Origin of the sequence: Acinetobacter sp. YH01011 (assembly GCF_013420785.1) — a bacterium.
In the GTDB taxonomy this organism is placed as follows: Bacteria; Pseudomonadota; Gammaproteobacteria; order Pseudomonadales; family Moraxellaceae; genus Acinetobacter; species Acinetobacter towneri.
In genome coordinates this window covers 47,132-73,230 of the sequence record NZ_VOYG01000006.1, presented here as the reverse complement: position 1 = coordinate 73,230, position 26,099 = coordinate 47,132, and the positions used below count along the sequence as shown (strand labels likewise).

Here is a 26,099-nt window from a genome sequence, read left to right as displayed (position 1 = left end):
AAGCGATGGTGATCTGTTGCTAGAATTTGATGGCACAATAACAAGCGAGTTTAGGATGAACGCGAAAACATTAACCCAATCTTTTAATTTTCAATCTACAACGGTTCGACCAACAATGCAGCGCACGCTCATGATGAGCATGATTGCATTGAGTATGGGTGGTATGAGTGTTGCAGCTCAGGCGCAGACCCAACAGCAAACGGAAATTGAGCAACTAAGACAGGAAGTTCAAGCTTTACGTGGTCTGATAGAACAGCAAAAAGTACAAAATGCGCAAACAGCAAGTGCAATTGCCAATGTACAACGCAGTTCAGCAAGCCCGAGTCCAATTCTGAAAACAGCCAAAGGTGCTGAGTTCAACTTATATGGTAATGTGCGTTTAGATGCGTCTTATCAGGTTGAGGGCAGTAGCCGAGATTTGCCATATAACCACATTAATGCAGTGGCGTTAGAAGGCAATAATGAAAGTAGTGATCGTTTAAGATCAACGCTTTCTGCTACACGTTTAGGTTTGGATTTTAAAAGCCCAGTGGGCGATCGAGACGTAAAAGGTAAAATTGAAGTCGATTTCTTGGGCGGTTCAAATTTTGATAATTTACGTATTCGTCATGCTTACTTAAATTATGGCAACTGGTTAATTGGTCAAACTTGGTCAAACTTTGCCATTCCAGACTATATGCCAGAAACCATTGATGCTTTGGCATTTGTAGGTGGTGCAGTAAAACGTACACCTCAGGTACGTCATACTACAAAATTTAGTCCACAAACTAATTTGGTGGTGGCTGCTGAAGACCCTAAAGATGCCACAATTAGCCAGCGTTTACCTGCATTAACAGCACGTTTAAATCATCAATTTGCAGATAATTTAAATGTTAGTGTTCGTGCTATGGGCCATGAAAAACGTGTTAATTCTGAAGAAGAAATGGCATGGGGTGTGGGCGTAGGTGTAAAATATGAAGTTGTCCCTGGCACAACCCTTAAAGCAGATTATTACCATGTTAAAGGTGATAGCAGCTTTGTGTCATTTACAAACAGAGGCGTAGTTGCTCAAGCAAATGGTGATCTTATTCAAAGTGAATTTGATTCAATTATGGTGGGTATAACTCAAAAATTCAGCGATAAAATACACGGCACACTTGGCTATGGTTATATGAGTTTTGATGAAAATCAAAGTTATACTAATATTTTGAAAAACTCTTTTCCAAAAGATTCAACGCAATCTGATGCGACTCGTGCTAACAAAGAATTATGGCAAGGCTGGGCAAATATTTTCTATAGCCCGCGTAAACCATTAAGCTTTGGTCTAGAGTATGTCTATGGTGAACGTACTGCTTTAGAAGCTGTTAATGGTAGTAAAACAGGTGAAGATAACCGAATCAATGCAGTCGCAATTTATAACTTCTAAAATAGCCCTGTCAATCACAAAAGAGCTGAGCCAAAACTCAGCTCTTTTTTATTGTCGGGTGATCGGCTCTGTAATTTTAGGCATGAGTATATTGGGTGATGTGTTGCTGTATTACCGCAGACAAAACATCCAGTGCAGTCGCAATATCACTGTTCCAAGCAAAAGAACAGTTTAAACGAATAAAGTTCTGGCTGACCTGTTCAGAACGGAACAACTGACTTGGCGCAATGCCAATCTTATTTTGAATCAATTGCTGATAAATCGTATAGCCATCTATATATGCAGGCAGTTCAATCCATAAAAAGTAACCACTAGAATAGTAGTGAATTTTACAAGCTGGGTTTAAGCGCTGTTTCAATTGCTGATAAAACACTTTTTTATGTTTTTCCAATTGTTTGCGTAATTGACGCAAATGTTTTTCATAATGATGATGCGAAAGAAAATCCACCAAAGTATTTTGCAGTAAGGGACTTGCAGAAACCGTGCTCATGAGTTGCAAATGCTGAATAGCATTGGAAAATTGACCTGCATAAACCCAACCGACCCGCACAGCAGAACCCAAAGTTTTAGAAAAAGAAGCGCAATGCAGTACGCGTTGTTGTCGGTCAAAATACTTCATGGGCAGTGGTTTTTGCGTACCGTAATACAATTCTTGATAGACATCATCTTCAATTAAATACACTTGATATTCTTCAAGCAAACTCGCAATACGTTGCTTAATTTCATCTCTGACACTAAAGCCAATAGGGTTATGAATATTCAACATCAACCAGCAGACTTTAATTGGGTATTGTTTTAAGGCTTGTTCAAATGAGTCTAAATCGAAACCTGAAACAGGGTGTTCTGGAATGGTAATCACCTGTAAACCAAGACGTTCAGCCGCTTGCCATGCACCATAAAAAATAGTTTCTTGTAATAGAATAAAATCTCCAGGTTTGGTCAAAGCTTGTAATGACAAATTGAGCGCATCTAATGCGCCAGATGTAATGACAATGTCATTTGCATGGGTGGGTATGCCTTGTAAACAGTAGCGATTTGCAATTATAGTTCTTAATTCATAATTGCCCGGTGGCATGTGGTCGTGGCTAAAATAACTGCTTTTTCGCTTGGCGTGCTGCGCTAAAATTTGCATTAACTTTGGGTTAAACAGTAATTCTGCATTGGGAAAGGCAGAGCCTAAAGGACTGACATCTGCAGACTGAATTGATTTTAAATAGCCAAAGACCAAAGAGTTCATTTGAATATGTGCATTTAAACTCAAACTGCTTGGTACAGGTCGTTCAGTTTGATTGAGACGTTCTGCGACATAAAACCCCGACTTTTGTTTAGCGTAAACCAATCCCTGAGCTTCAAGTTCTTGATAAGCGTTTAGCACGGTCATTAAGCTATAACCACTGATTTGTGATTGTTCTCTTAACGAAGGTAATTTGCTATGTGCTTTCCATGCACCATTTTCAATGAGTTGCCGAATGTTCAACGCCAATTGTTCAGATTTATACATGGTATGACTCAAGCATTTTTTGCAGCTGTTACTTATTTTGATCTATTTTTAGGTTTAAAACATTAAATAATTTCTTTTTTTATAACAGATTGGCATGTATCTAAAATCAACTGTTATAGTTTTTAATGAATATTTTGTATCTACAGCAATGCTTTAGAATTTTACATAATCTGTATATCCCCATAATCTGGCTAGATTGGAGTCGATATGCAAGAAGATAACTCACGCAAACCACAGAAATATGCCGATAGCAGTATTTCAGACAAAGCATTTAAGCACATGATTATTTGGTTTACCGTGTATGTAGCTTTATTTTGTATCGGCGTGGCTGTTGTGGTGAATTTAGATAAGTTCTAAACAGTTTTTGAATAACAGCACACCTATAATCGCTTCAAGATATGAAAAACATTCATTTGAATTTTAATGAATGTTTTTTTTGTTTATAAAAGAGATCGTAAGCGCATAACTCAAAAGCAATAAAGATCGCAAAAATAACGGAATAGGCGTAAATTATAACTTTATCAGTAAAGCATTTGTGGTTGCAATGATTTCGAGTTGGGTGCTCTTTACCTTAATGGCTGCATTTATGCAGGCATGGCGCAATGCCTTTCAAAAACAACTCAGCACAAGTGTAGATGTTTATGGCGTGACTTTGGCACGTTTTATTTTTGCCTTGCCTTTTGCACTGGCGTATTTAAGCATTTTACAATGGCAGCAGCCTGTACAAGCAAAACTGCATTTTAGTTCGATGTTTTGGCTGTATATCATTATTGCAGCAGTGTGTCAGATTTTAGCCACAGCTTTAATGGTAAAACTGTTTCAACAGAAAAATTATGCGGTGGGTGTCGGACTTGCCAAAAGTGAAGCAGTTTTAGCCGCAATTGTAGGCGTGATTTTCCTACAAGAACATTTAAGCGCATTGGCTTGGTTAGGTGTTGCGATAGGCGGTATTGCGGTATTTCTACTCAGTAAAGGCAATCAACGCAGTGATTTTTCATTCACGACTTTAGCCATTGGAATCGGTAGTGGACTCAGCTTTGCGGTGACTTCTTTATTGGTGCGTGAAGCCAGTCTAGAGCTGGATTTCTTACCGTTTATTCACCGTGCTGCATGGGTTTTGGTGTGGGTCATTGGCTTACAATGTTTTATCTTATTGGCTTTTTTAGGTATATTTAAACGACATACCTTATATGCCATGTGGCAGCGGGTTGGATTAACTTTTAAAGTGAGCGTCTGCAGTTTTTTAGCATCACTGGGCTGGTTTAGTGCCATGAGTATGCAAACTGTGGCGATTGTGAAAACACTCGGACAAATTGAAATATTATTCAGCTTACTTATTTCAGCGTATTTCTTTAAAGAAAAACTTGCCCGTACCGATCATTGGGGATTGGGATTGGTCGTGCTTGCAGCAATGTTGGTTATTTGGGCGTAGCATCATATTTCAAAGCTAAGTAATTTCAAATTCATGTCATATCCGTTGCACTTCATTTGAGCATCTCAGAAATATAAAAATAAAGATTCTCTATCCGTACAATCTCGTTAGAATACTCACAGCTTATCTTAGAGAATTGTCATGTCTAAACCACAGCAAAAGCAAAAAAACTCAGCCTTGGCAGAATTGATAGAAGAACAAAAACTGCTCTGTGAAGAATTTGGTTCAGCCTATATTGCAGTGAGTGGCGATGATGTTGTCGCAGTTGCAGTCCAGACCTTAAATAAAGACCCAATTGTGGGCTTGCGTAAAGCGCCAGAAGGTGAAGAAAAAGTCGCGTGGTACATTTATGGCGGTGAATTGGGTGAAGATGACGTGAACTTTGAAACCATGCCTGTACGCGAGCTACAAGATATTTTGCCCGATGTGCTTCCATACTTGGCTTTAGAACAAGGCTACCGCTTTATGATTGATGCTGATGACTATGAAGATGTCTGGAAAGAAGGCGATGAGTCTTAAGCCTATGCGCATGTCGAACATGGCAAAAATATCGGTGAGCATTATGCTTGGACTGCAAAGTCTGAGCGTAATGGCACAAGGTATTCAAGCGCAGCAGTTGGCACTTGAAGCATCATCGATGCCTATTACAATCCAACACGCAGTCGATGGATTGACCCAAACGCAATATCAATATTTGTTAAATCAATACACGCAAATTGTGAATGACAGCAAAAAAATACTGGATGACCCAGCTAGCCAAGCAACGGCAGAACAACAAAAACAGGCATTTTGTGCACGCTATCACGCCTATAAAAATATTGCTGAAATTTCCGAGCACAATCCAAACTTGTATCCTGCACCTGTGATGTTAATGGTGGCAAGGCGTTATTTAGAGCAGCAGCACAACAGTTTCACGGCTTCAGGTATGACTGAACAAGTTTTTTGTGCAGGAGCTACATCTAAATAGTGTGATCTGCCTTATAAGTGAATAGCAAATCTGAAGATTGAAGATGCAGACATATAAAACCCCAAAACTGGGGATCCCTTTTAAGCAGATTGTGAAGTCATACTTCATTTTTTATCAATTTTCATGCAAAACTGACTTTGCAAAGACTGTAGAATCTTTTAACTTGCAGGTAGTGAACTGAGGGATAGGCGACATAGATGAAATGGGATGAAATTGGCGAGCAGCCTTGTTCGATTGCACGAACCTTGTCGGTGATTGGTGACCGTTGGACGATGCTGATTATTCGTAATGCCTTTATGGGCATGCGTCGCTTTGATGATTTTCAACAACATTTGGGCGTAACGCGGCATGTATTGTCAGATCGTTTAAAGCGTTTGGTGGAACATGAAATTTTAGTCAAAGTGCCTTATGTAGAGCGCCAAGAACGTTTTGAATATAAATTGACAGAGAAGGGCTTGGAGCTTTATCCCTTAATGCTGTCTATGGCAAATTGGGCAGATAAATGGATGGATCAAGGTTTAGGTAAGCCTGTGGAATACATCCATAAAAATTGTGCTAAGACGTTTCAACCTGTCGTGGTATGTTCGGAATGTGGTGAAGAACTGCATGCCAAGCAAGTAAAACCACATTTTACCCCAGTGTATTATCAGTACATCCAAGCACAGCAGAATTTAAAACAAGCCTAAATCAGTGCTGTATTAATCAGCAACAGTTTGTCTATAAGCAGTTGGCTGGTTTAGGAATACCCGCTAAACGACTTAAATGCCGTGCCACCAAACCTGTATTAAATTTTTCCTGCAAAACAGCGTTGTTAATCTCTGGGCTTACAGTTTTCATTAAAAATTTGATTAAAGGACGGGTTGCAGGTGAGTGTCCAAATTGCTGATAAAATTGGCGTACAGCGTGCAAAACTTCAAAATGCCAAGCTGTGAGTTCAAGCTCTAAACTTTGCGCCAATTCTTGCGCCACTTGTTCATTCCAGACAGTGTAATCCAGCAAATGTCCATCTTGATCTAATTCTAGTGTCATCTCTTGTTTCATTCACCCTTAAAAATGCTTTGCATTGGTTTCATATCATTACGGCTTGCTATTTTAAGCTGATACAGCGCTGATGTGCTAAACACAGCGTTGCAAAAGCTGCATAATTAATCGGCTGTACATTTTCCGCCAAATGACCATTCAATATTTCTGCATCATTTTCCAGTACATATATTTTGTCTAGCTGGGCACAGAGTGGATGTTGCTGATGCAATACCGCATCACCCATAAGTACAACGCTGTCTTGCGGAGCATACAAGGCATTTAGCTCTGCTAAAATTGTTGCGGTGCTATCAAAGCTCGCTTGGATTAAATATAAATTTGCGTCAGACATGCTTTTCTCTTTAGATGTTTAGATATGGTCAAATGATCAATCAGATTGTTAAACCACCGATCAACCTACCAATATAAAACTCGATCAAAGGTTTGAATCAGCTCCCGATTCAGTTCCACCCATTCAATTTCATGTACCGTATTTTTGATAAACGGCGAGTTAGCATGTTTATTTTCAATCAAAATTGGGCTGAGGTCATAAAACTCAAAGCTATCGACCAAATTGGATGCCACTTTAAAAGCATGTTTTAGTGAATCAAATGCCAGTTCCGACTGTAATAGGCTTAATGCCGCATCTTGTAATAACACTTTGACTTCACAACCAAAAGTTGCCAGTACCATTGTTGCAGACAAGCTTTCATGCACTTGTAAGCTGTTTAAATTGGCCTGACGTAAAACCACGAGTACAGTTTTCACACAATTTACCTTTTAAATGCAACAGATTTACAAAATGAATCGCTTAAAATTGAATCAGGCGTTTTGTGCTTTGCACTGCATCGGCCAGTTCGCCCAAGCCAACCAATTCAAAGCCTGCGGCTAAATTGTGTTGGCTCAGTTGATGGCGTTTGGCATTGTCTGCATCGCTAATACCACGTGCCAGTGCGGCACTTACACATACGGGTAAACGAATAGACAATTTTTGCCATTCTGTTTTGAGGTTGCGTTGATCATCGGGTACCCATTGCAACTCATTCGCTACAGCAACGCCATCTTGATAAAAAAACACACGAAAAGCCTCATTTTTCTGTTGTAAGGCTTGAGCAAGACCGAGTGCATGCCATGCATGAATAGAGGTTGGTGCGGAGGTTATTAGTAATAAGGTGCTCATCAAAATTCACTAATGCAATGTGCCAAGGCGCATTCAGACTTTATAAAAAAAGGTAGTATAAATGATTTTAGTGACTGGTGGTTTAGGCTTTATAGGCTCACACATTGCATTAAGCCTAATGGCTCAAGGGCAAGAGGTCATTATTGTAGATAATTTATCCAATGCAAGTATGCAGACTTTAGAGCGACTTGAATATATTGCAGGGCGTTATGTGCCTTTTGCCAAACTGGATGTAAGAAATACGCCTGCGCTGAACAAAGTTTTTGAACAATATTCGATTATTGCGGTGGTGCATTGTGCAGGGTTTAAATCTTTAGAAGAATCGGTGCTTAAACCACTGGAATATTATAACGATAACGTCAGTTGTATTATGAGTTTATTGCGTTCCATGCAACGTACAGGTGTGCGTCGTTTAGTGCATCTTTCAAGTATAGCGGTCTATGGCAAGTCAGGATTGAATCTGGAAGAAAGCCAGAGTTTTAATTACACCTATGCCAATCCGTATGTGAAATCTCAGCAGATGGTTGAAGAAATCATCCGCGATACTTTTAGAACGGATAATGAATGGAATATTGCTATTTTGCGCTTGAGTAATATAGCAGGTGCATTTGAACACGGCATTTTAGGTGAAGTCGTTGCTCCGTTACCTAAAAATATTATTCCTTTGGCGATGCAAGTCGCAGTACAGCAGCGTGAAGCGATTGAATTACGTCAGCAAGCTAATACTGCAGATCAAACTGTAGAACGTAGCTTTGTGCACGTACTCGATGCCTGTGATGCTGTGATTGCAAGCCTGCATTGGTTATTTGAGCAAACGCATAGCTGTGAAGCTTTTAATATTGCGGGAGAAGTGGTTTCAATTCAACAATTACTTGCACGTATTAGTGAAGTCACTGACACTGAAATTGCTACAGTTCCTGCAATTCATTATGAATATCCTGAGTTAGATCAGTTAGGTGCAGTCGTAGATAAGGCACAACAATATTTACACTGGCAGCCAAAACGTAGTCTGGAAAAAATGCTAGAGGATGAATGGCGTTTTTATCAAAATACGCTTAAGCATTAAAAGTAAGCGCTATAAAATTCGTTGAGATGCGATTCACGAAGCCTCATAGCTGAAACAGATACAATGCAACGGAATTATTGATAATAATTATCATTTACTAGGCTGTCTGTTTTTTATAAGATCGAGATAAGAGCACATGACATCATTGAAATCACGAAGGAATGAGGCTGAACATGCAAACACGTATTGAACATGACACCATGGGTGAGGTTGAAGTTCCGAATGACGCGCTTTGGGGCGCACAAACTCAGCGCAGCTTACAAAATTTCAAAATTGGCAATGAGCGTTTACCACGCGCCATGATTCGCGCTATGGGTTTGGTTAAAAAAGCTGCGGCAATCACCAATGCAAACTTAGGGCAAATCCCGCAAGAGTTGGCGCAGTACATTGTCGGTGCAGCAGATGAAGTCATTGCAGGGCAGTGGGACAGTCAATTTCCTTTGGTGGTGTGGCAAACAGGTTCGGGTACGCAAAGTAACATGAACTGCAATGAAGTGATTGCCAATATCGCCAATCAAAAACTGGGGAATCCTTTAGGTGCACAAAAGCCTGTACATCCGAATGATCATGTCAACCGCGCCCAATCGACCAATGATTCTTTTCCAACTGCAATTCATGTAGCAGCGAGTTTGCAAATTAATGAACTGCTCATTCCTGCAGTAAAGGGTTTGCGTGATACGTTGCATGCCAAAAGTGAAGAATTTTCTGAAATTGTCAAAATTGGACGTACACATTTACAAGATGCAACGCCATTAACTTTAGGGCAGGAATTTAGTGGCTATGTATCTCAATTAGATCATAGTTTAAAGCGTTTGGAACAGGCTTTAACAGGCTTGTATGAGTTGCCGCTTGGTGGTACAGCAGTCGGTACAGGCTTAAATGCACATCCTGATTATGCGGTACAGGCAGCGGAGCAATTGGCACAGCTTACAGGCTTAGCTTTTGTGACTGCACCAAATAAGTTTGAGGCTTTGGCAGGGCGTGATGCTGCAGTATTTGCTTCGGGTGCATTAAAAACTTTGGCGGTGAGTTTAAATAAAATTGCCAATGATATTCGCTGGTTAGCCAGTGGCCCGCGTTGTGGTTTTGGTGAGTTGCGTATTCCAGAAAATGAACCTGGTTCAAGTATTATGCCGGGTAAGGTTAATCCAACACAAAGCGAAGCGATGACCATGGTAGTTGCACAGGTATTGGGCAATGACACCACGATTAACGTGGCAGGTGCATCGGGCAATTTTGAGCTGAATGTATTTATGCCAGTGATCGCATATAACTTATTGCAATCTATTCAACTCTTGGGTGATGCCTGCAATAGCTTTAATGAGCATTGTGCCGTTGGCATTCAAGCAAACCGTGAAAAAATAGATCACTTTTTGCATGATTCACTCATGTTAGTGACCGCTTTGAATCCTGTAATTGGTTATGAGAATGCAGCGAAGGTGGCTAAAACAGCTTATAAGGAAAATAAAACCTTAAAGCAAGTTGCAGTAGAGCTGAATTTGGTCACAGCAGAGCAGTTTGATGAAGTGGTACGTCCTGAACAAATGATTGCACCGAATACCAAGTAATCAGTTTTAAACAAATTCAAGGTCTGTGTTTGTCTGCACATGATGCGAGGTAGACACAGACTTTGTTTATGAAAATCAGGGAAAATTTTGGGCATCCTTCCTTATTAAAATTATGTTGTGTATAATTACACAATGAACAGCAAAGACATTATTAAGCGTCTTGAGCAGGAAGGCTGGTACAAAGTGGGTGGTAAAGGCGACCATGAAAAGTATAAGCATCCTGAAAAGCCTGGACATGTTGTGGTACCACATCCACGTAAAGATATGCCAATAGGAACTCTACGCAATATATATAAACAGGCTGGTTGGGAGTGGAGGTAAAAATGTTATATCCAGTATATGTTCACAAAGATGAAGATAGCGCATACGGTTTAACCTTTCCTGACTTTGATGGATGCTTTAGCGCAGCAGATGAGATGCAAGATATTCAGCGCATGGCACAGGAAGCGGTTGAAGTTCACTTTGATGGTGAAGATATTCCGTTACCAGAACCATCAAGCCCAGAGCAATGGTTAGGTGATGAGCGATTTGAGGGGGGGTTTTGGTTGTTAGTTGATATTGATACAACAAAAGTAAATACAAAGTCTATTCGTATTAATATCAGCATGCCAGAAGCTTTAGTGAAACGTATTGATGCTGTTGCAAAAAAACAACATTTAAGCCGTTCGGCATTCTTAGCTAAAAGCGCGGAAATGGCGTTGCATTAATCAAGTAAAATATACTAAACCCAGCCTAAATGCTGGGTTTTCTATTGCACCTAATTTGAATGTAGAGGGGTAATTCATCCTAATACGATTTTAAATTTATGTGTTGGTGTAAAGACATAATTTGCATAACGGCAGAATAGGCTGCTACAAGGTGCTATCTAAATGTAATAGTTCAAAACCCGTCATTTAGTCGCATTAACCACTTTTAGATGCTTTCTTTTATGTCCGTTCCTTATTCAACTTACATTGATTAAGCTGCCATAATTGCTAGAATACGCAATACTTCAAAATACTGTTTTGCTAAAGTTTTGCATTTATTTTGCAAAATTTAATTTTTTTATAAGCAACTCAATATCTTAACTACGGAAATTTTCAATGCTCTCAATTTATTTAACAGATGTTCAGCAACACGTGCAATTTAAAGATTACCCGGGTGAGCAGCCTGTTAAATTTATCTTGAATTTTAAAAAGATTTTTCCAAGTGTAATGGAGCTTTTACTACCTGTATTGCCTGAAAATGAAAATCTGGAAGAAATGACGTGGGAATCAACCACTGCAGATTTAGAGTTATTTAAATTGCTGCTCAGTGGGTGGGGCGTGATTGAATTACGTTTAAATGCGCTCAGTCAGTTCAAGGGCAAGACATTTGCAGATCAGTTAGTGAAACAAGCCCAACAAAAACGTAAAGATTTCGCCAAAGCACAACAACAATTACAAACTGTGGAGCTAGATTACTTATTTATGCATGAAACACATGCCTTAATTGATGCTGAATTGGTAGAAGTAGGTGAAAAGTTCTATTTGCCAATTTTGCGTGATTTATGGAAAGGCAAAGTATCTACAAAAGTATTGGAAGCGAAGTTTTAAGAACAAACCCATATTAAAAAGCTGTCTCGGCGGCTTTTATTTTTTATAGAATCATACAAGACGATTAGCAACCACTTGCAAATTCAAGATTAATTCAAAATAGCCTAAGCAAAGATTTTAGAAATTTCCTCTCTTAAGAAATAATGCCTTGAATTTTCCTGTAAATCTTTATGCCAATACATCCCCATATTAATTACAGGCAAGTCTACAGGCACATCAAAAATATTCAATTTTTGGCTCATATTCAAATGCTTTAAAATCATTTTAGGAATAGTTAGTATGGCTTGAGGATGCTGCTGTAAAATCTGTAACGCCGTAGAATAGTGCTGACAACGTAAAAAAACCTGCCGTGATAATTGCTTTTGATGCAAATAAATATCTTCTAGCAACATACCTGTACGCCGTGATGAAACCCCAATATGTGCAGAAGATAAATAAAGTGCAGTATTCATTTCTTGTTGTGAACTACAGACCACAAATTGGTCTTGAACTAAGGATTGAAACTGAATTTTATCGCCAAAGTTTTGTTCTAAATCAATTACAAAATCAATTTGTTGTGTTGCTAAATCTGCCAAAACCGTTTTGCGGTCTAATTTGTGGCTCAGAAATTGAATATCCAAGTTCAACTTTTGAAAATGTGCCACCAATTTAGGAAAAATAATCGGTTCAATTTCATCATGGATAGCAATTTTGAGCGATTGCAACATATTCGGCTCAAATTGCTGTTTCTGTATTGCAATACTTTGAATCGCCAACAAGGCATTTTTAATAGTCGGATAAATTTGCTCGGCAAAAGGCGTAGGCAGCATTTTATTGCCACTTCGCACCAGTAAATCATCTTGTAAATGTTGTCTTAAACGCTGCAAAGCATGACTGGCGGCAGATTGGCTAATACACAAAATTTGTGCAGCTTTGGAAATACTGCGCTGCTCATAAATTGCAACAAACATCGGGTATAAATTGATGTCTAAACGATGAAAAACGGTAAGATCAACTTTTGCATTGTTATGAACATGATTCATAGTGTTTTATTGAATTAAATCATTTTGTTCATATTACTTTTCAAGTTAAGGTGTTGTAAAGCAATGAATACAAATTTTAAGGGATTTGAACCATGTTTGAGCTATCTGCACGCGCCAAAGACTATATAGAACGTACCAAAGCCTTTATTGCCAAAGAAATTGAGCCGATTGAAGCTGAATTCTGGGCAGAAGTTCACGAATTAAATCAGGGTGGTGACTGGACTAAATGGCAATGGCCAGCACAATTAGAACAATTAAAAGCCAAAGCCAAAGCTGCAGGTTTATGGAATATGTTTTTACCTTGTCCAGAATTAGGACAAGGTTTGTCGGTACAAGAATATGCACACATTGCAGAGTTGAGTGGACGCAGTTTGATTGCGCCAACCGTATTTAACTGTAATGCACCCGACAGCGGCAACATGGAAGTTTTATGGCGCTATGGTTCTGAAGCACAAAAGGCAGAATGGCTGACACCGCTGCTTGAAGGTAAAATTCGTTCTGTGTTTTGTATGACTGAACCTGCAGTGGCTTCAAGTGATGCGACCAATATGCAGGCAACAGCAGTCGTAGACGGCGATGAAATTGTCTTGAATGGTCGTAAATGGTGGTCTTCAGGTTTGGGCGATCCAAATGCCAAAATTATTATTTTTATGGCGCATACACCCGATGAAACCAAAGACCGTCATCATCAACACTCTATGGTTTTAGTCCCTGTGGATACTGCGGGCGTTAAAATTCAACGCATGTTACCTGTATTTGGTGATTACGACGCGCCACACGGTCATGGCGAAGTCAGTTTTGATAACGTGCGTGTGCCTGTTGCCAACTTTATTGGCGGTGCAGGACAAGGTTTTGAAATTGCACAAGGTCGTTTAGGTCCGGGGCGTATTCACCATTGTATGCGTTGTATTGGTGCAGCCGAAAAATCTTTGGAGTTGATGATTGACCGTGGCATGAGTCGTACCGCATTTGGCAAGGAAATTCTGAAACTCGGTGGCAATTTGGAGCGTGTAGCGGAAGCACGTGTGGCGATTGACCAAGCACGTTTATTAACTCTCTATGCAGCCTATAAAATGGATACTTTAGGCAATATGGCAGCACTTACCGAAATTTCTGCCATTAAAGTGGTTGCACCAAGTGTCTTGGAAAAAGTAGTTGATATGGCGATGCAGATTCATGGTGGTGCAGGCGTATCTAGAGATACACCGTTGACAGGTTTCTTTGCCCAAGCGCGTAGTTTACGTCTTGCCGATGGACCAGACGAAGTACACAAAGGCATGATTGCCAAACTTGAGTTGGCTAAACGTGGTTATCGTAGCAGCCGCAAAAAATAAGTCAGTTGCGAATTTTTTATTGTGTCGCTTGGTAGTGTATTCGGCAATATTTCTGATATTGCCGAAACATCTCAAGAGAACACAGAAAATCTATGTTAGATTAAAAAAATTGGAAAATTAGGGAAAAATAATGTCAGTTATTGATGTAGGCGGCACAGTACGCGAAGGCGAAGAACTCGATATTCAGGCAGTGACAGCATGGTTAAAACAACAAAATGTCGATGTCGTAGAACCTGTAGAAGTCACACAATATTCAGGCGGTGCATCGAACTGGACATATCGCCTTAAGTACAGCAATGCTGATTTAATTTTGCGTCGTCCGCCCAAAGGTACTAAAGCTAAATCTGCACATGACATGGCGCGTGAATATCATGTGCAAAAGAATTTAGCCCCGTTTTATCCTGTGTTACCTGAAATGGTGGCGTTGTGTCAGGATGAAGCTGTAATTGGCTGCGATTTTTACGTGATGCAACGTATTGAAGGCATTATCCCACGTGCAAAATTGCCACCAGAGCTTGATTTTAGCGAAACTCAAGTACATGAACTTTGTGTAAATGTCATTGATAAACTGATTGAGCTGCATCAAGTACCTTATGCAGGAACTGAGCTAGAAAAATTAGGGAAAGGTGATGGTTATTGCCGACGTCAGGTAGAAGGTTGGGATGCACGCTATGCCAAAGCACATACCATCAACGTGCCATCTTTTAAATATGTGCGTAAATGGTTGTTAGACCATATTCCTGCAGATTCAAAAACCTGCATTATTCATAACGACTGGCGTTTTGATAATGTGATTTTAGACCCGAAACATCCGACTCAAGTGATTGGCGTTTTGGACTGGGAAATGGCAACACTGGGCGATCCACTCATGGATTTAGGCTCGGCTTTGGCATATTGGGTTGAAGATACCGATAATCAAATTTTTAAAGCCACCCGTCGTCAACCAACGCACTTAAAAGGCATGTTCACACGTCAGCAAGTGGTGGACTATTATTTGCAAAAAACAGGCTTGAGCACCGATAACTGGACATTCTATGAAGTGTTTGGAATTTTCCGTTTAGCGGTGATCGCCCAGCAAATTTATTATCGTTATTTCCACAAGCAAACCAATAATCCTGCATTTAAGGATTTCTGGATTGTCATTCATGCTTTGCATATTCGTGCCTTAAAGTTAATTGGTTTACAAAGACTGGAAGCAAATGAACTAGCACAAAAATATATCGCCAAATTTAAGGAATTGATGCCGAAATGACCACCATTTATTTAATTCGTCATGGGCAAGCATCTTTTGGGGCAGAAAGTTATGATCAACTTTCGCCTAATGGTGAGTTACAAGCCAAATTGCTCGGACGTTATTTTGATCGCATTTTAAAAGAAGCACCCTATGTGGTGGCTGGTTCAATGCAGCGCCATCAGCAAACTGCACAACTGGCTTTGGCAGAATGTTTTCCTGAGGTCGAAATTCATACCGACAGTGCATGGAACGAGTTTAATCATCAACAGGTTTTCGCGCAGTATGAACCGCGTTTTAATCAACCTGAATTGATGAAAGAAGATGTCGCCAAAGAGGTCAATCCTCGTGCATATTTGGCAAAAATTTTTGAAGGTGCGATAGAACGCTGGACGGGCGGTGAATATCACCATGAATATGAAGAATCTTGGCCGCATTTTAAACAGCGTGTCGAAGATGCATTGCAGCATTTATGTGATGACTTAGCCCAAAAACAACCACGATATGCTGTGGTATTTACTTCTGGTGGTGTGATTTCTGTGGCTGCAGGTAAAATTTTAGGCTTAACGCCCAATAAAACCTTTGCATTGAACTGGGCAATTACTAACTCAAGTATCACCACTTTACGTTTGGTCGGCAGTGAACCACAACTGTTAAGCTTGAATGAACATCATTTTATTAAAGCTGAAAACTCAAATTTATTGACTTGGATTTAAGGATCAAACCATGACAAAAACAATTCTAATTACAGGTGCAAGTTCAGGTATTGGTGCGGGTATGGCACGTGAATTTGCTCAAATGGGTTATAACCTTGCAATTTGCGCCCGACGTTTAGAGCGTTTGGAAACGCTGAAACAAGAACTGGAAAGCCAGTTTGGTATTCGTGTTATTGCAAAAACGCTGGATGTCACCAATTATGATCAGGTGTTTCAGGTGTTTCGTGAATTTAAACAAGATTTTGGACAAATTGACCGCATTATTGTCAATGCAGGCGTGGGCGAAGGACGTCGCATTGGTAAAGGTAATTTTGCCATCAACAAAGCCACAGTAGAAACCAACTTTATTTCAGCTTTGGCGCAGTGTGAAGCCGCGGTTGAAATTTTCCGTGAGCAAAACTCAGGGCATTTGGTGATGATTTCATCTATGAGTGCCATTCGTGGTATGCCAAAACATCTTACTGCTTACGGTGCAAGTAAAGCTGCAGTAGCACATTTAGCAGAAGGAATTCGTGCAGAATTAATTGATACACCTATTCAAGTTACGACTATTTTCCCTGGTTATATTCGTACCGAAATCAACGAAGGTGCAAAAAAACTGCCTTTTGAAGTTGATGAAAAAACAGGTTCACGCTTACTTGCTGCAGAAATTGAAAAAGCGCCAATTAAAGCCTATGTACCTAAATGGCCATGGTTGCCATTGGGCTTAGCTATGAAAGTTTTACCATTAAAATTGGTCAATAAACTCGGCTAAATAGCAGCGATATCATAGTATTTGAATAGCATCCTGAAATTTAAAGCTGATGATGAATGCAATCACTTTAAATGACACGATGCTATTTTTATATTTGAGTCTCTACTTTTGTTTGGGTTTAAAATTTGTATTTTCGGTTTTCGTATTTAAGAGTGAAATGTGATGTGGCTTAGAACAGCAACCCTTGCCTTAATTCCCGCTTTGGTGATTCAGGGAAGTCGTGTTAAAAAGAACACGATCCGATTGCCTGAAGCCGAAGGCGCACGAGAAGGTATTACAGGGCAAGGGCAAACGCTGTCATTATTGATTTTAGGCGATTCTGCCGCTGCAGGCGTTGGGGTAGCACATCAAAATGATGCGCTTTTAGGTGCGGTGATTTCTGCTTTGCAGCATCAGTACCAAGTACATTGGCGTTTAGAGGCGCAGTCTGGAGATACTACCTCACAAGTCATTCAAAAAACGAAAAAACTGGTAAATCAAAAATATGATGTTGTGGTTACTTCTGTTGGTGTCAACGATGTAACACGCTTAATGTCGGCACAGACTTGGATTAAACAACAGCAACATTTTTATCAACTTATTCAAGCAAAATTCCAACCTGAATTAATCATTGCTACGAGCGTTCCACCAATGCATTTATTTCCTGCATTGCCCAATCCATTGTCTTGGCTATTTGGACAATACGCCAAACAAATGAACTTACAATTAGAAAAAATGATTGCACAACAAGAAGATATGCAATGGATTGAATATGATATTCAAAAATATCAATCCATGAATTTAGAAATGGCAAAAGATGGTTTTCATCCAAGTAAAGAAATTTACCAAATTTGGGGAAAAGAAGTTGCGGATAGGATTTTGGAGTGGTTTTAGGTAAATTAACTTAAATAATGGTATAGTGTTAACAATCGTCAACACTAAATTATAATTAAATCATCAAGCAGAATGAAAATATGAAGAAACATCCCAATAAACATATTCGCGAAGCAATTGAATATGCGATTGAAAACGGCTGGGATGTTATCGATTCAGGTAAATCAGCACATGCAAAACAAATCTTGCGTAAAGTAAAGCAATGTCATGGAGATGAACTATGAATAACTATCACTTTACTGTTGTGGTACGTGACGCACGTTCTGATCTGTCTGTGCTAGAAGATAAGTTCTTTGAAGCGGGTTGTGATGATGCATTAGTTTGCAGTTATAACGATACAATTTATCTTGAGTTTGACCGTGAAGCTGAAAATGCAGAACAAGCGATTCACTCAGCATTAGACAATATTCGCTCATTAGGATTTCATGATCTGATAGTAGAAGAGCAAGGTTATTCAACTTTGGCAGTAATGGCTGAACGTGCTGGAATGACTCGTCAAGCATTATCTTTATATGCGCAAAATAAACGTGGTGACGGAAACTTTCCACGTCCGATGTATGGACTTGCATCTAGATCTGCAATGTATTTTTGGCCAGAAGTTGCGACATGGTTATTCAATCAAGGGAAGTTACATAAAAATCATTATGAAGTTGCTCGTACTGCAATGTCTTAGCTTAATTTAAAGACCAAAGGTTCAATCTATAAATGTCTGATTCTAAAATAGAAACCCATCCACTCGAACCCTTTTTACCAGCCAATGCCAAGCTGTTAATGCTTGGGAGTTTTCCACCACCTAAAAGCCGTTGGAAAATGGATTTTTATTATCCGAATTATCAAAATGTTAGCTACTAATAAAATGCTAAGTTACTGTATATAAATAGTTTTATAGTATATTTTTGCCCTAAAAAATGGGCAAAATACACTAAATGGAACATAATGAAAACAATAACTTAGCAATACGTTTTGCAAAAAACTTTTATGTCACTTCTGCAAATGGCAGCTTAATCCCAACATCCACATCGTTCCAAATAATTTCATGACCAGACTCGTAGTGTTCGGTCATTTTAACTGAGCTATGACCTGCCAATGCCTGGGCGCTTCGACCTGCTTTTTTATGCAAGAAAATAGCCAATGCACGTATTTCGTGGAAGGTCGGAATTTGTCTACCCTCTAATTTTGGATAGGCATTTGAAAGTTTGACGATCCGTAAAAATTCCTCTGACAAATACAAAGGCAAGATTTGAGTCCAGTGTTCTTTCTTTGAGTTTTTTACCTTGCGTTTTGGCACATAATGAATCACAAAAGGGCTAGGGACATTGTCCGATTTGCAACGATCCAGTACCTGTTGTAATTCATCATCAATCTTTATTCGGATATAACCTGAGCCATCTAGAACTTCAAAATCATCCACTGGATCATCAGTCGTTTTTTGCTGGGCAATATGAATATATCCATCATGAATATCAGTCCAACGAATGTTGACAATGTCCGATCGGCGTTGGGTTGTTAACAGCGATAGATCAATTGCATTTTGCAGCCATAAAGGGGAATGATTACGAATAATCTGCAGTCCCTCAACGGTATGTCTTTTTCTTTGCTTGGGCACATAGCGGCTAAGTGTAATTCGTGCTGGGTTATCTGGACATAACCCTTTACTCAACGCCACATCAAAAATGTTGCACAGCAAACTGCGTACAGATTTACTATTTGAAGGCGTGAGACTATCAAGGTATTCATTGACCATTTTTAGAGTAATCGATTCAAGTTCTTTATTTCCCCAGACCTTACACAGTCTGTTTAGCTGAACCTGATAAGTCTGCCGAGTATTTTCAGATATTGGTCGGCCATCTTTCCGACGCTTATTAAGTAAATACTCATCAGCAAAGCTTCCAAATAAGACGCCACCACCAAGAACCCTAGACACTAAGTCTGTCTCAATCATTAACATCTCATTTAATTTTCGAGCTGCTTGAAAGGCTTTATTTTTGTCAGTTCCCATTGAGTGAAACTTTCCCGTAATGGGGTGGCGGTAACGCCAAGCGTTACCATCACCCCGATATAAATTAGCAGGAATATCCTTATTTCCTTTATTGCGTGGTCGAGCCATATTTTTAGCCTCGCAACACCTTATCCACTAAATCATCACCAGTTTGTTGCTGGTAAATATGCCACTGTATATACCAATGTTTGCCTTTTTGCTCAGCAGGAATTAGGCCCAATCTACAGTGACGTGCAATAGTTTGGCGCGTTGGTGGAGTTGCACCTTCGGTACCATAAACGCGCTTAATAAATTCAGAAACTTTAATTAAACAGGTCATAGCTCGTTACTCCTTAGCCTCAAGCACAGTTTTAACAGCGATCGTAATCAGCTCTTGAAGGCGTTCGTGGGTAATAGTTATTTGCCCAGGCACATCTGCTTTCAGTTTTTCAATCTGTTCAACAAGTTTATTGTTGATTTCAAATTGTTCGAGTAGGGCTTTTTCGGCTTGGGCTTTGGCTGCCAACCAAGCCTCCCATTCGTCATCATAAGTATATGACGGGTATCGATAGCCATGCTCGCGCTCATGCTCATCATAGTAAGCCTTGAGTTCGTCATACTGATCTTTAAATTTGTGGCACTCAAACGCTTCTCTTTCTTTCTGCAAATCCATCACGCCACCATCAAATAATTAAAGTTTTTAGCACGACTGACTTCTACATTTGCTTCACGTTCTAAGCGACTTAAAAAACCAGCTGCTTCATTTAAATAGCATCTGCAAAACTGTCTAAATTTGCGCTGACACGCTTCATTCATTAAATAGTCTTGCTGTGCTTTTGCCTTGTGACAGAAGATTTTGAGTACACTGTCACCACGACGCATTACCAATGCATCTTTCTTAAGTTGTGGTCTGTACCCATCGCAGTACAGCCAGTATGAAAATAAATTGGTGAATTGGTGTGGTATTCGGGTCATCATGTCGTCACCCATTTTTATAAACGATTTAATTTTCATGCTTACGCTCTCCATCTGCACCCCGAAGGGTGCATGTACCCGTGGTTAAGGCGTGAGAGCAGCCTCTTGCGCTTCATACGCTGAATTAATTTGAGCAATTTGCTGTTCAGTCATTTTCGCTGTAAATGGTTCAAAACGGGTCGCCATGACTGTATTCAATGCATCCAAGTCGCTTGCGTTGTTAATTTCATCAATGACAGCACTCACAGATTCGGCAGGGAACATCTGAGCTTCTTTAAGCTCTTTGTGCTTGGCTTTGTATGCCTCACCAATTTCAGATTTGGCTGGCTCACCCAAATTAAGTGCCGCAATATCAGCACCGACCTGCTTCAAATCATCAAGTGACGTTGCGTTATCAATGCGCTGGTAATATGGTGTTAAGTCAATTTCAGTAGCAACAGACTCAACCGCCTGCTTCTTAGCCATGCGTGCTTTTAATGCTGACGAACCACTATTGGCTTTTGCTGTGCTTGTTTCAGGTGTAACCGCAGCAGGGGTAATATCAATTTCCTTGTCCTTTTCTTCCTCAGCAATTGCCATACCCTTAAGCACGTCAGGGAAGACATCACGCAAAGCATAAGAGCGTGCGCGTAACTTCATCATGCGCTTTGGATACTGTGTCCAAGGTCCTTGCTTACCTGATAAGCCTGCTTTTTTAGCATCTTCCATGCTGAACTCAGAAACGGTTGGCTCTTCGCCTTTGCGCTTTACTGTGCAAATTGCCTTGGTACCATCTTCTGAAAGTTCTTCACGAATGAAGTCAAGTAAGCCTGAGCCACGCACCAAGGCAAGCATTGCATCACCCCAGATAGAAGGGCGACCATTAATTACAGCAATGTTTTGCATTGCTTGAAGTGGCTGCAATCCAATTTCAGCACCCCATTGCATAGCAACAAGAATGTTGCCTGGCTTGCGCTGATAATCCTTTGGAACAATGTCAGAACCCGCTAAAAGGTCAGCAATCTGCATTGCTTCTTGCAGTGTTGTAGGCGTTAAAAAGTTCACTGCAGTATTTTGAGTTGTGGTGATGTTGGTCATATTTAAATTCCTATACTTTAGTTATTGGTTTAAGACACGCGCAGCACACGAGTGCTAGAGGTCTTTAAAAATTGTTCATAAATCTCAGGATGTGCAGCCTTTAAAGCTTTGCTGTCCAACGTGTTGCGTTCCTGATATTTGAATGTGGCCAAACGCTTTTCTTCAGCAATAATCATTTCTGCATCTTCCATTCGTGTGCAGATCTGCAGCTTTAATGCATCAAGTTCGCCACTTGCTTCTTTGATAGTGCTGTTGAGTTCTTTGTATTCAGTGATGATCTGCGCCAACTCGCTATCAGCTTCCACAGCCTGATCAGGATTATGTTTTGACCAGCGGTGCAAGACATCATCAAATGTGGTTGGTGCAGGCGGTACGTCTGCCAGTACATGCTCATGCCAAAACTCAGAACATTGCTCGATAAGCATTTCAAACAATTCAGGGTCGAAAGCAATTTGGTAGGTACGGAACTTTTGACCACCGATCAGCACACCTAGATCACACAACGATGCACCAGTAATGCCCATGTACCACTGGCATTGAGTCAGGTAATAATCAGGTACCGACTCGGTTTGCTCATCACCCCAAAGTTTTGCCAAGTATTGGTTTGCAGTCTTGCACTCAAGAATTCGGTCTGTGGTTAGCTTTCCATTTTTGATGCGTACATTGCCTGCAATTTCAGGATTAATGATTGCGCGGTCGATATTGGCGCGTGCCCAGTGATGAACCTCATGCTCAAGTGTTTTATTGACACGTTGAACCTTTACACCGTGGCGTTTTGCATATTCCTTGGCAACAATGTCTTCTAAAGTATTGCCCCAGTAGGCAGCCTCAGACTGAGAATCTTCAAGTTCAGACCGTGAAGTTTTATCAAGCCATAATTGGTACGGTGATTTGTATTTGCTCAAACCAAGGATTGCCGCCACATCAGAACCACCAATGCCTAAACGACGAGACTCAAGCCATTCTTGGCGAGCGTTTTCAGCGCTTTGTAAATTGATTGCGTTCATTATCGTGTAGCCTCCAAATGTGCCTTGGTTGCATTGATCTGATTTTCGTATTCAGCGTCACAAGCCTTTAAACTCATGGCCATAAAACCGAAAATGCATGCAGCTAATACTGCAGATGCCGCAGCATCGGAAAGGATTTTTTTAAAGCGAAGTGATAGTCGCTTTTTGTTTTGGCGCTGTATCAGCATTGCGACTAACTTGCTATGGGATGTGTTTTGTTTCATACTTATCTCGCTATATGCAGAGCACCCAGAAGGTCGAATGTCGGGGTGCTTTTTTGTGCCTAGTGAAATAAATACTACTTTAAGTAGAAATAATGTCAATAGATTGTTGAAAATATTTCTACTTAAAGTTGCTTTTGCGGCGTCGTGCTAACACATGAAAATTTAATTTCTGATAAGTTTGATAATTGCTTGTATTGATTCTGAATAGATATAAAATTGAAAAAAACTTATTAATTAGAGGGTCTTAAATTGAAAAACGGTTTGAAAAGTGTCTTGGCTGGCTTAGTTTTAGTAGGCGCGAGTTGTTTAACTACTGGCGCAACAGTTGAATATGAAAAAAAGCAAGTTTTTGATGTAATGAAAAAGTATGTTGAAGCTACATCTTGTTGGCATTCGTTTGATAAGAGTAGCGAATTTCTCAAAACGACGCTTAAGGATGTGTATTTAATAAACTCCGATAAAGAAATTGGCTTTTCAGAATATTTTGTTTTGTGGGGTGGTGACAAAGGATGTAATGGCGGCAGTGGTACCATGTCCTTTTTCATGTCGGAAGTAAGCAAATACTCCAGTTCAAGACCATTTGTTGTTCAAACTGATAACGCTTTTGGCGACAACATCGATATTAATTTTCGGTTTATAGATAGCGTTAAGCAGATCAGTCCAGATCATTTTGAAATCATCTCTTGGAATTATGCAGACGAAAAATATGGTGGAAAGGATGGTGGTAATAATTTCCCTGCAAATAAGTTTAAATACACTGTAAAAATGATTATGGGCGAGGGGTGGCAAGTAACTAATCAAGTTTTACTAGAACAGAACAAATAGTCAGTAAGAGTTCTGAATTGAACCTGAGTACATAAGAGATCAAGAATGAAAAGATTGGATTGGCTATCCCAATACTGAAAACATAGGCACTACCTGGGTTTACAGGGGCTGAAAATAAATTAGAAGCATTGGAATATCTTTTCAATAGTTAAAAAATAAGCCCACCGCTGGGGTGGGTTTAAATTAAATATTATTACTGCTTTGGATTATAGGTTAATTTAACCCAAAAGTGCCTTATGAAGTAAGGATAACCAGAATCTTGATGTACATGTGAACTATTAAAATATAATTTCCTATTAGGAATATCTTCACAATTAATGTTAATCTGCTCTGGATCATTTGACAAAAACACTTTCCAATCTGTAAGTGAAGTCAAGGCTGTTTTAGTGGTATTTTGATGGTAAATAATCACACCACCATGATACCCATAATCGCTACCTCTACTGTATCTTGTAGTTAATTGTTGAAATCCACCTAAAGTGTATTCATTACCATTTTGCAGTTTACACTCTCCAAACCATGAAAATGGAGAGTCCACTAAATTTATATCAACATGACCGTTACAGTTCCCATCATGAGTTACAGGGTAACCTCTATTCTGTAAACCATTGACGATAAAAGTAGTAATTAAATCTTCACCCTTATTATGGAATTGGGCAGATTGCAATTCCATCATTTGTATTTGATCCTCAAAGTCTTGATAGAATTGCTTGATGTATAGTTCATAATCCCGGGTAAGACGCGCTTTTTTTCGAATTATAATACTTCTAACTAAAGGATCATCAAAACAATAACTCTCACTATCGCTAAACATTGAGATCTCCCAAAAGCTCATCCGATACAGAAAAAAAAGTAGTTATCATTTTTGAAAATTCAAACTCACTAATTTCTTCCTCTGTAAATGGGTTAATAAACTTTTTATTAATTATAAAATCAGAGATTTCTTCAAAATTAAATACGACACTTTCATCTGAGTTAATATCATGCGCTTCAAAGAATTCAAGTAATATATTAACACGCTCATCGGTTAGGATGGAAAGTGTTAGCTTAAATTTTCCAATGTTAGAATTATCATCAAAGCTCGATATGCTTTTAAGGCGTGCGAAAGTTAGATGTTTTAAACTCTCTGGTTTTTTATATTCTAAAATGAAAAATAAAATATTTTTTGAATACTCGTAAGTCTGATTTAAATCAGACTCATAAGTATTTACCATGCACCTTTCTTTGAGTCTAGATAGGTACTTTTCAGCAATATCACTCTCAATAGTATTCATTTTAATTTATTCTATCTTCACTTAGAGAAGGCAATTATTTTATTAATCATGTCATACAAGTCCTTTTCTGAGTTGACTGTTATGGTTACATTTGTAAGTTTTGGTTCAGTTGTGTTTAAAATATACCAACTACCTTTCAGCAGCAAGTCTTTCTTTTCATTAAGTTTGTTTCCACCATAAATTTTTTTAATATCGTATGGTTCAATATTCGTTGAAGCTGTTCCGCCGACATGATATTCGCCTTCTCGGACATCATCAATGCCACTTCGAGCAATTTCTCGATGGGCCACCCCATCGTCTGTTTTGAAGGCTAACTCTTTAATAACACCTTCTTCTTCTTTATAAAATTTTTCAATACAAGGGAAAAGGTTGATACCCGTATCTTCAATTGTATGACCTAAACCTGTTGTCTGACGAATTAAGTTTACAAGGCGGGCGATTTCGGCACGAAGGTGTTCATCTTGAAATTGATTAGCTAAGTCAGATGACAAAATAATATTTTTATTATTTAAATCAAAAATAATTGAATTAAAACACGCTAAATCCACTGTTTTATATGCATAAACCTTATCATATTCTTCATTATGATAATCTTGTTTTAAAGCATAGACCCCGAGATCAACCTTAGTAGACAAGGAGCGAATAGATTTAAATGTAAAGAATACTAGGTTCTGATGTTCTGTTTTAATAAATTCAAAAGCTGTTGAATTTTCAAAAACTGGATAATAATCTTCATCAAATAGCGAAGATATTTCATCAAGTTTAGAAAAAATCAAATCAAAATTTTTAGGCTCTTCATAAATTGATATAAACTTATCTCTAAATAAAATTGTTTTCAAAAGATCTTTTTGGAATCCCTGTATAACTTTATCAAAAATATCATTACTTATAACTGATTCAGGGAAATCTGTAACCTGCTTTTCTGTATCCTCCCATGAAGATTTTGTATTAATAAACCCATTACTTTTTAAAATACTATTTATACTACCTCTAAGTGTATAGCCTCTATTTTTATAGAATTTAATAGTATTTTGAATAAAAAGTTTCTTTTCTTCAAATGTAAATGACATTTATACCCCCTTGAGTTTTTATAACA

General features: G+C 39.1%; 35 protein-coding genes and 1 pseudogene. 20 read left to right on the top strand and 16 right to left on the bottom strand.

What is annotated here, in order from left to right:
- Positions 1–55 precede the first annotated feature (55 nt).
- Positions 56–1,405, top strand: a complete 1,350-nt coding sequence (locus FTT78_RS05335; protein WP_225530761.1) for a DcaP family trimeric outer membrane transporter — start codon at positions 56–58, stop codon at positions 1,403–1,405.
- Between the two features lie 76 nt (positions 1,406–1,481).
- Here the strand turns inward: FTT78_RS05335 and FTT78_RS05330 are convergent, their stop codons facing one another.
- Positions 1,482–2,906 (bottom strand): PLP-dependent aminotransferase family protein, encoded by a 1,425-nt coding sequence (locus tag FTT78_RS05330; RefSeq protein ID WP_096901620.1) that lies wholly within the window; start codon positions 2,904–2,906, stop codon positions 1,482–1,484.
- 207 nt (positions 2,907–3,113) lie between these two features.
- On the opposite strand from FTT78_RS05330, the gene FTT78_RS05325 reads away from it, so the two are divergent.
- The 5 genes from FTT78_RS05325 (at position 3,114) to FTT78_RS05305 (ending at position 5,991) form a co-directional block, all read left to right on the top strand.
- Positions 3,114–3,263: a hypothetical protein gene (locus FTT78_RS05325; RefSeq protein WP_004973540.1), complete on the top strand. Its 150-nt coding sequence runs from the start codon at positions 3,114–3,116 to the stop codon at positions 3,261–3,263.
- A 187-nt stretch (positions 3,264–3,450) separates the two neighbouring features.
- Positions 3,451–4,338, top strand: a complete 888-nt coding sequence (locus FTT78_RS05320) for a DMT family transporter (protein WP_167846019.1) — start codon at positions 3,451–3,453, stop codon at positions 4,336–4,338.
- Between the two features lie 141 nt (positions 4,339–4,479).
- The gene (locus FTT78_RS05315; protein WP_180043678.1) at positions 4,480–4,857 is read left to right on the top strand and encodes a hypothetical protein; all 378 of its coding nucleotides are present in this window, start codon (positions 4,480–4,482) and stop codon (positions 4,855–4,857) included.
- Positions 4,847–5,305 carry a hypothetical protein gene (locus FTT78_RS05310; protein ID WP_225530225.1) on the top strand — a complete coding sequence of 153 codons (459 nt, stop codon included), beginning with the start codon at positions 4,847–4,849 and terminating at the stop codon, positions 5,303–5,305. Before FTT78_RS05315 ends, FTT78_RS05310 begins: the two co-directional genes overlap by 11 nt.
- Before the next feature lie 197 nt (positions 5,306–5,502).
- Positions 5,503–5,991 (top strand): helix-turn-helix domain-containing protein, encoded by a 489-nt coding sequence (locus FTT78_RS05305; protein WP_004973550.1) that lies wholly within the window; start codon positions 5,503–5,505, stop codon positions 5,989–5,991.
- Between the two features lie 31 nt (positions 5,992–6,022).
- On the opposite strand, the gene FTT78_RS05300 is transcribed toward FTT78_RS05305, so the two are convergent.
- The 4 genes from FTT78_RS05300 to tusD all read right to left on the bottom strand — a co-directional run bounded on the left by FTT78_RS05300 (position 6,023) and on the right by tusD (position 7,505).
- Positions 6,023–6,334, bottom strand: a complete 312-nt coding sequence (locus FTT78_RS05300; RefSeq protein WP_026438386.1) for a TusE/DsrC/DsvC family sulfur relay protein — start codon at positions 6,332–6,334, stop codon at positions 6,023–6,025.
- A gap of 58 nt (positions 6,335–6,392) precedes the next feature.
- Positions 6,393–6,677, bottom strand: a complete 285-nt coding sequence (locus tag FTT78_RS05295; protein WP_004973553.1) for a DsrH/TusB family sulfur metabolism protein — start codon at positions 6,675–6,677, stop codon at positions 6,393–6,395.
- Positions 6,678–6,742: 65 nt separating this feature from the next.
- On the bottom strand, positions 6,743–7,093 hold the full coding sequence (locus tag FTT78_RS05290) for a hypothetical protein (protein ID WP_004973555.1): 351 nt from the start codon (positions 7,091–7,093) through the stop codon (positions 6,743–6,745).
- A gap of 43 nt (positions 7,094–7,136) precedes the next feature.
- Positions 7,137–7,505: a sulfurtransferase complex subunit TusD gene (gene tusD, locus FTT78_RS05285; RefSeq protein ID WP_104851975.1), complete on the bottom strand. Its 369-nt coding sequence runs from the start codon at positions 7,503–7,505 to the stop codon at positions 7,137–7,139.
- Between the two features lie 61 nt (positions 7,506–7,566).
- On the opposite strand from tusD, the gene FTT78_RS05280 reads away from it, so the two are divergent.
- The 5 genes from FTT78_RS05280 (at position 7,567) to FTT78_RS05260 (ending at position 11,713) form a co-directional block, all read left to right on the top strand.
- Positions 7,567–8,571 (top strand): SDR family NAD(P)-dependent oxidoreductase, encoded by a 1,005-nt coding sequence (locus tag FTT78_RS05280; RefSeq protein WP_096902815.1) that lies wholly within the window; start codon positions 7,567–7,569, stop codon positions 8,569–8,571.
- Positions 8,572–8,744: 173 nt separating this feature from the next.
- On the top strand, positions 8,745–10,139 hold the full coding sequence (gene fumC, locus FTT78_RS05275) for a class II fumarate hydratase (RefSeq protein ID WP_179995488.1): 1,395 nt from the start codon (positions 8,745–8,747) through the stop codon (positions 10,137–10,139).
- Between the two features lie 132 nt (positions 10,140–10,271).
- The gene (locus FTT78_RS05270; protein ID WP_004973562.1) at positions 10,272–10,460 is read left to right on the top strand and encodes a type II toxin-antitoxin system HicA family toxin; all 189 of its coding nucleotides are present in this window, start codon (positions 10,272–10,274) and stop codon (positions 10,458–10,460) included.
- A 2-nt stretch (positions 10,461–10,462) separates the two neighbouring features.
- A complete protein-coding gene (locus FTT78_RS05265; RefSeq protein ID WP_004973564.1) occupies positions 10,463–10,846 on the top strand; it encodes a type II toxin-antitoxin system HicB family antitoxin in 384 nt (127 codons plus the stop codon).
- A 375-nt stretch (positions 10,847–11,221) separates the two neighbouring features.
- A complete protein-coding gene (locus FTT78_RS05260; protein ID WP_004973565.1) occupies positions 11,222–11,713 on the top strand; it encodes a hypothetical protein in 492 nt (163 codons plus the stop codon).
- 104 nt (positions 11,714–11,817) lie between these two features.
- On the opposite strand, the gene FTT78_RS05255 is transcribed toward FTT78_RS05260, so the two are convergent.
- A complete protein-coding gene (locus tag FTT78_RS05255) occupies positions 11,818–12,735 on the bottom strand; it encodes a LysR family transcriptional regulator (RefSeq protein ID WP_104851971.1) in 918 nt (305 codons plus the stop codon).
- Positions 12,736–12,827: 92 nt separating this feature from the next.
- Between FTT78_RS05255 and FTT78_RS05250 the strand changes: the two genes are divergently transcribed.
- The 8 genes and pseudogenes from FTT78_RS05250 to FTT78_RS05215 form a co-directional block, all read left to right on the top strand.
- Positions 12,828–14,069 carry an acyl-CoA dehydrogenase family protein gene (locus FTT78_RS05250; protein ID WP_004973568.1) on the top strand — a complete coding sequence of 414 codons (1,242 nt, stop codon included), beginning with the start codon at positions 12,828–12,830 and terminating at the stop codon, positions 14,067–14,069.
- A 130-nt stretch (positions 14,070–14,199) separates the two neighbouring features.
- Entirely contained in the window at positions 14,200–15,321 is a 1,122-nt protein-coding gene (locus tag FTT78_RS05245; protein WP_136144165.1) for a phosphotransferase family protein, read from the top strand.
- Positions 15,318–16,016, top strand: a complete 699-nt coding sequence (locus FTT78_RS05240) for a histidine phosphatase family protein (RefSeq protein ID WP_004973573.1) — start codon at positions 15,318–15,320, stop codon at positions 16,014–16,016. Before FTT78_RS05245 ends, FTT78_RS05240 begins: the two co-directional genes overlap by 4 nt.
- A 10-nt stretch (positions 16,017–16,026) precedes the next feature.
- On the top strand, positions 16,027–16,770 hold the full coding sequence (locus tag FTT78_RS05235; protein ID WP_004973576.1) for an SDR family oxidoreductase: 744 nt from the start codon (positions 16,027–16,029) through the stop codon (positions 16,768–16,770).
- 162 nt (positions 16,771–16,932) lie between these two features.
- Complete coding sequence (locus FTT78_RS05230) at positions 16,933–17,643, top strand: SGNH/GDSL hydrolase family protein (RefSeq protein WP_180043780.1); 711 nt, start codon at positions 16,933–16,935, stop codon at positions 17,641–17,643.
- Positions 17,644–17,723: 80 nt separating this feature from the next.
- Entirely contained in the window at positions 17,724–17,867 is a 144-nt protein-coding gene (locus tag FTT78_RS05225; protein WP_179988972.1) for a hypothetical protein, read from the top strand.
- On the top strand, positions 17,864–18,316 hold the full coding sequence (locus FTT78_RS05220; RefSeq protein WP_154320746.1) for an XRE family transcriptional regulator: 453 nt from the start codon (positions 17,864–17,866) through the stop codon (positions 18,314–18,316). The genes FTT78_RS05225 and FTT78_RS05220 overlap by 4 nt, the downstream gene beginning before the upstream one ends.
- 32 nt (positions 18,317–18,348) lie before the next feature.
- Positions 18,349–18,483 (top strand): annotated as a pseudogene (locus tag FTT78_RS05215) (uracil-DNA glycosylase family protein); the annotation flags it as partial.
- Between the two features lie 136 nt (positions 18,484–18,619).
- Here FTT78_RS05215 and FTT78_RS05210 read toward each other — a convergent pair.
- Genes FTT78_RS05210 through FTT78_RS05180 form a run of 7 tightly spaced genes read right to left on the bottom strand, consistent with a single transcriptional unit; the run spans position 18,620 to position 22,904 of the window.
- Positions 18,620–19,750: a phage integrase Arm DNA-binding domain-containing protein gene (locus FTT78_RS05210; protein ID WP_180043681.1), complete on the bottom strand. Its 1,131-nt coding sequence runs from the start codon at positions 19,748–19,750 to the stop codon at positions 18,620–18,622.
- Between the two features lie 4 nt (positions 19,751–19,754).
- A complete protein-coding gene (locus tag FTT78_RS05205; protein ID WP_004973589.1) occupies positions 19,755–19,961 on the bottom strand; it encodes a hypothetical protein in 207 nt (68 codons plus the stop codon).
- Between the two features lie 6 nt (positions 19,962–19,967).
- Positions 19,968–20,294 carry a hypothetical protein gene (locus FTT78_RS05200; RefSeq protein ID WP_180043683.1) on the bottom strand — a complete coding sequence of 109 codons (327 nt, stop codon included), beginning with the start codon at positions 20,292–20,294 and terminating at the stop codon, positions 19,968–19,970.
- On the bottom strand, positions 20,294–20,635 hold the full coding sequence (locus FTT78_RS05195; RefSeq protein ID WP_004973591.1) for a hypothetical protein: 342 nt from the start codon (positions 20,633–20,635) through the stop codon (positions 20,294–20,296). Before FTT78_RS05195 ends, FTT78_RS05200 begins: the two co-directional genes overlap by 1 nt.
- Positions 20,636–20,680: 45 nt before the next feature.
- Complete coding sequence (locus FTT78_RS05190; RefSeq protein WP_180043684.1) at positions 20,681–21,673, bottom strand: recombinase RecT; 993 nt, start codon at positions 21,671–21,673, stop codon at positions 20,681–20,683.
- A gap of 29 nt (positions 21,674–21,702) precedes the next feature.
- Complete coding sequence (locus FTT78_RS05185; protein ID WP_004973599.1) at positions 21,703–22,680, bottom strand: YqaJ viral recombinase family protein; 978 nt, start codon at positions 22,678–22,680, stop codon at positions 21,703–21,705.
- Positions 22,680–22,904 (bottom strand): hypothetical protein, encoded by a 225-nt coding sequence (locus FTT78_RS05180; protein ID WP_004973600.1) that lies wholly within the window; start codon positions 22,902–22,904, stop codon positions 22,680–22,682. The genes FTT78_RS05185 and FTT78_RS05180 overlap by 1 nt, the downstream gene beginning before the upstream one ends.
- Before the next feature lie 249 nt (positions 22,905–23,153).
- Here FTT78_RS05180 and FTT78_RS05175 point away from each other — a divergent pair, with 249 nt between their 5' ends.
- Entirely contained in the window at positions 23,154–23,729 is a 576-nt protein-coding gene (locus tag FTT78_RS05175; protein WP_253104503.1) for a hypothetical protein, read from the top strand.
- A gap of 193 nt (positions 23,730–23,922) precedes the next feature.
- Here FTT78_RS05175 and FTT78_RS05170 read toward each other — a convergent pair whose 3' ends face one another.
- From FTT78_RS05170 to FTT78_RS05160, 3 genes are read right to left on the bottom strand one after another with little or no spacing between them, the layout of a single operon-like run.
- On the bottom strand, positions 23,923–24,543 hold the full coding sequence (locus FTT78_RS05170; RefSeq protein WP_180043687.1) for a hypothetical protein: 621 nt from the start codon (positions 24,541–24,543) through the stop codon (positions 23,923–23,925).
- A complete protein-coding gene (locus tag FTT78_RS05165; protein WP_180043689.1) occupies positions 24,536–25,003 on the bottom strand; it encodes a hypothetical protein in 468 nt (155 codons plus the stop codon). Before FTT78_RS05165 ends, FTT78_RS05170 begins: the two co-directional genes overlap by 8 nt.
- A gap of 17 nt (positions 25,004–25,020) precedes the next feature.
- On the bottom strand, positions 25,021–26,073 hold the full coding sequence (locus FTT78_RS05160; protein WP_180043691.1) for a hypothetical protein: 1,053 nt from the start codon (positions 26,071–26,073) through the stop codon (positions 25,021–25,023).
- Positions 26,074–26,099: the final 26 nt, after the last annotated feature.

Coding starts and splice junctions, on each gene's coding strand:
- FTT78_RS05240 (WP_004973573.1), top strand. CDS start 15,318: ATGACCACCATTTATTTAATTCGTCATGGGCAAGCATCTTTTGGGGCA.
- FTT78_RS05190 (WP_180043684.1), bottom strand. CDS start 21,673: ATGACCAACATCACCACAACTCAAAATACTGCAGTGAACTTTTTAACG.
- FTT78_RS05270 (WP_004973562.1), top strand. CDS start 10,272: ATGAACAGCAAAGACATTATTAAGCGTCTTGAGCAGGAAGGCTGGTAC.
- FTT78_RS05325 (WP_004973540.1), top strand. CDS start 3,114: ATGCAAGAAGATAACTCACGCAAACCACAGAAATATGCCGATAGCAGT.
- FTT78_RS05235 (WP_004973576.1), top strand. CDS start 16,027: ATGACAAAAACAATTCTAATTACAGGTGCAAGTTCAGGTATTGGTGCG.
- FTT78_RS05310 (WP_225530225.1), top strand. CDS start 4,847: ATGAGTCTTAAGCCTATGCGCATGTCGAACATGGCAAAAATATCGGTG.
- FTT78_RS05280 (WP_096902815.1), top strand. CDS start 7,567: ATGATTTTAGTGACTGGTGGTTTAGGCTTTATAGGCTCACACATTGCA.
- FTT78_RS05245 (WP_136144165.1), top strand. CDS start 14,200: ATGTCAGTTATTGATGTAGGCGGCACAGTACGCGAAGGCGAAGAACTC.
- FTT78_RS05160 (WP_180043691.1), bottom strand. CDS start 26,073: ATGTCATTTACATTTGAAGAAAAGAAACTTTTTATTCAAAATACTATT.
- fumC (WP_179995488.1), top strand. CDS start 8,745: ATGCAAACACGTATTGAACATGACACCATGGGTGAGGTTGAAGTTCCG.
- FTT78_RS05195 (WP_004973591.1), bottom strand. CDS start 20,635: ATGAAAATTAAATCGTTTATAAAAATGGGTGACGACATGATGACCCGA.
- FTT78_RS05180 (WP_004973600.1), bottom strand. CDS start 22,904: ATGAAACAAAACACATCCCATAGCAAGTTAGTCGCAATGCTGATACAG.
- FTT78_RS05335 (WP_225530761.1), top strand. CDS start 56: ATGAACGCGAAAACATTAACCCAATCTTTTAATTTTCAATCTACAACG.
- FTT78_RS05260 (WP_004973565.1), top strand. CDS start 11,222: ATGCTCTCAATTTATTTAACAGATGTTCAGCAACACGTGCAATTTAAA.
- FTT78_RS05170 (WP_180043687.1), bottom strand. CDS start 24,543: ATGTTTAGCGATAGTGAGAGTTATTGTTTTGATGATCCTTTAGTTAGA.
- FTT78_RS05255 (WP_104851971.1), bottom strand. CDS start 12,735: ATGAATCATGTTCATAACAATGCAAAAGTTGATCTTACCGTTTTTCAT.
- FTT78_RS05220 (WP_154320746.1), top strand. CDS start 17,864: ATGAATAACTATCACTTTACTGTTGTGGTACGTGACGCACGTTCTGAT.
- FTT78_RS05305 (WP_004973550.1), top strand. CDS start 5,503: ATGAAATGGGATGAAATTGGCGAGCAGCCTTGTTCGATTGCACGAACC.
- FTT78_RS05200 (WP_180043683.1), bottom strand. CDS start 20,294: ATGGATTTGCAGAAAGAAAGAGAAGCGTTTGAGTGCCACAAATTTAAA.
- FTT78_RS05230 (WP_180043780.1), top strand. CDS start 16,933: ATGTGGCTTAGAACAGCAACCCTTGCCTTAATTCCCGCTTTGGTGATT.
- tusD (WP_104851975.1), bottom strand. CDS start 7,505: ATGAGCACCTTATTACTAATAACCTCCGCACCAACCTCTATTCATGCA.
- FTT78_RS05300 (WP_026438386.1), bottom strand. CDS start 6,334: ATGACACTAGAATTAGATCAAGATGGACATTTGCTGGATTACACTGTC.
- FTT78_RS05320 (WP_167846019.1), top strand. CDS start 3,451: ATGATTTCGAGTTGGGTGCTCTTTACCTTAATGGCTGCATTTATGCAG.
- FTT78_RS05295 (WP_004973553.1), bottom strand. CDS start 6,677: ATGTCTGACGCAAATTTATATTTAATCCAAGCGAGCTTTGATAGCACC.
- FTT78_RS05225 (WP_179988972.1), top strand. CDS start 17,724: ATGAAGAAACATCCCAATAAACATATTCGCGAAGCAATTGAATATGCG.
- FTT78_RS05185 (WP_004973599.1), bottom strand. CDS start 22,680: ATGAACGCAATCAATTTACAAAGCGCTGAAAACGCTCGCCAAGAATGG.
- FTT78_RS05265 (WP_004973564.1), top strand. CDS start 10,463: ATGTTATATCCAGTATATGTTCACAAAGATGAAGATAGCGCATACGGT.
- FTT78_RS05315 (WP_180043678.1), top strand. CDS start 4,480: ATGTCTAAACCACAGCAAAAGCAAAAAAACTCAGCCTTGGCAGAATTG.
- FTT78_RS05165 (WP_180043689.1), bottom strand. CDS start 25,003: ATGAATACTATTGAGAGTGATATTGCTGAAAAGTACCTATCTAGACTC.
- FTT78_RS05210 (WP_180043681.1), bottom strand. CDS start 19,750: ATGGCTCGACCACGCAATAAAGGAAATAAGGATATTCCTGCTAATTTA.
- FTT78_RS05250 (WP_004973568.1), top strand. CDS start 12,828: ATGTTTGAGCTATCTGCACGCGCCAAAGACTATATAGAACGTACCAAA.
- FTT78_RS05330 (WP_096901620.1), bottom strand. CDS start 2,906: ATGTATAAATCTGAACAATTGGCGTTGAACATTCGGCAACTCATTGAA.
- FTT78_RS05205 (WP_004973589.1), bottom strand. CDS start 19,961: ATGACCTGTTTAATTAAAGTTTCTGAATTTATTAAGCGCGTTTATGGT.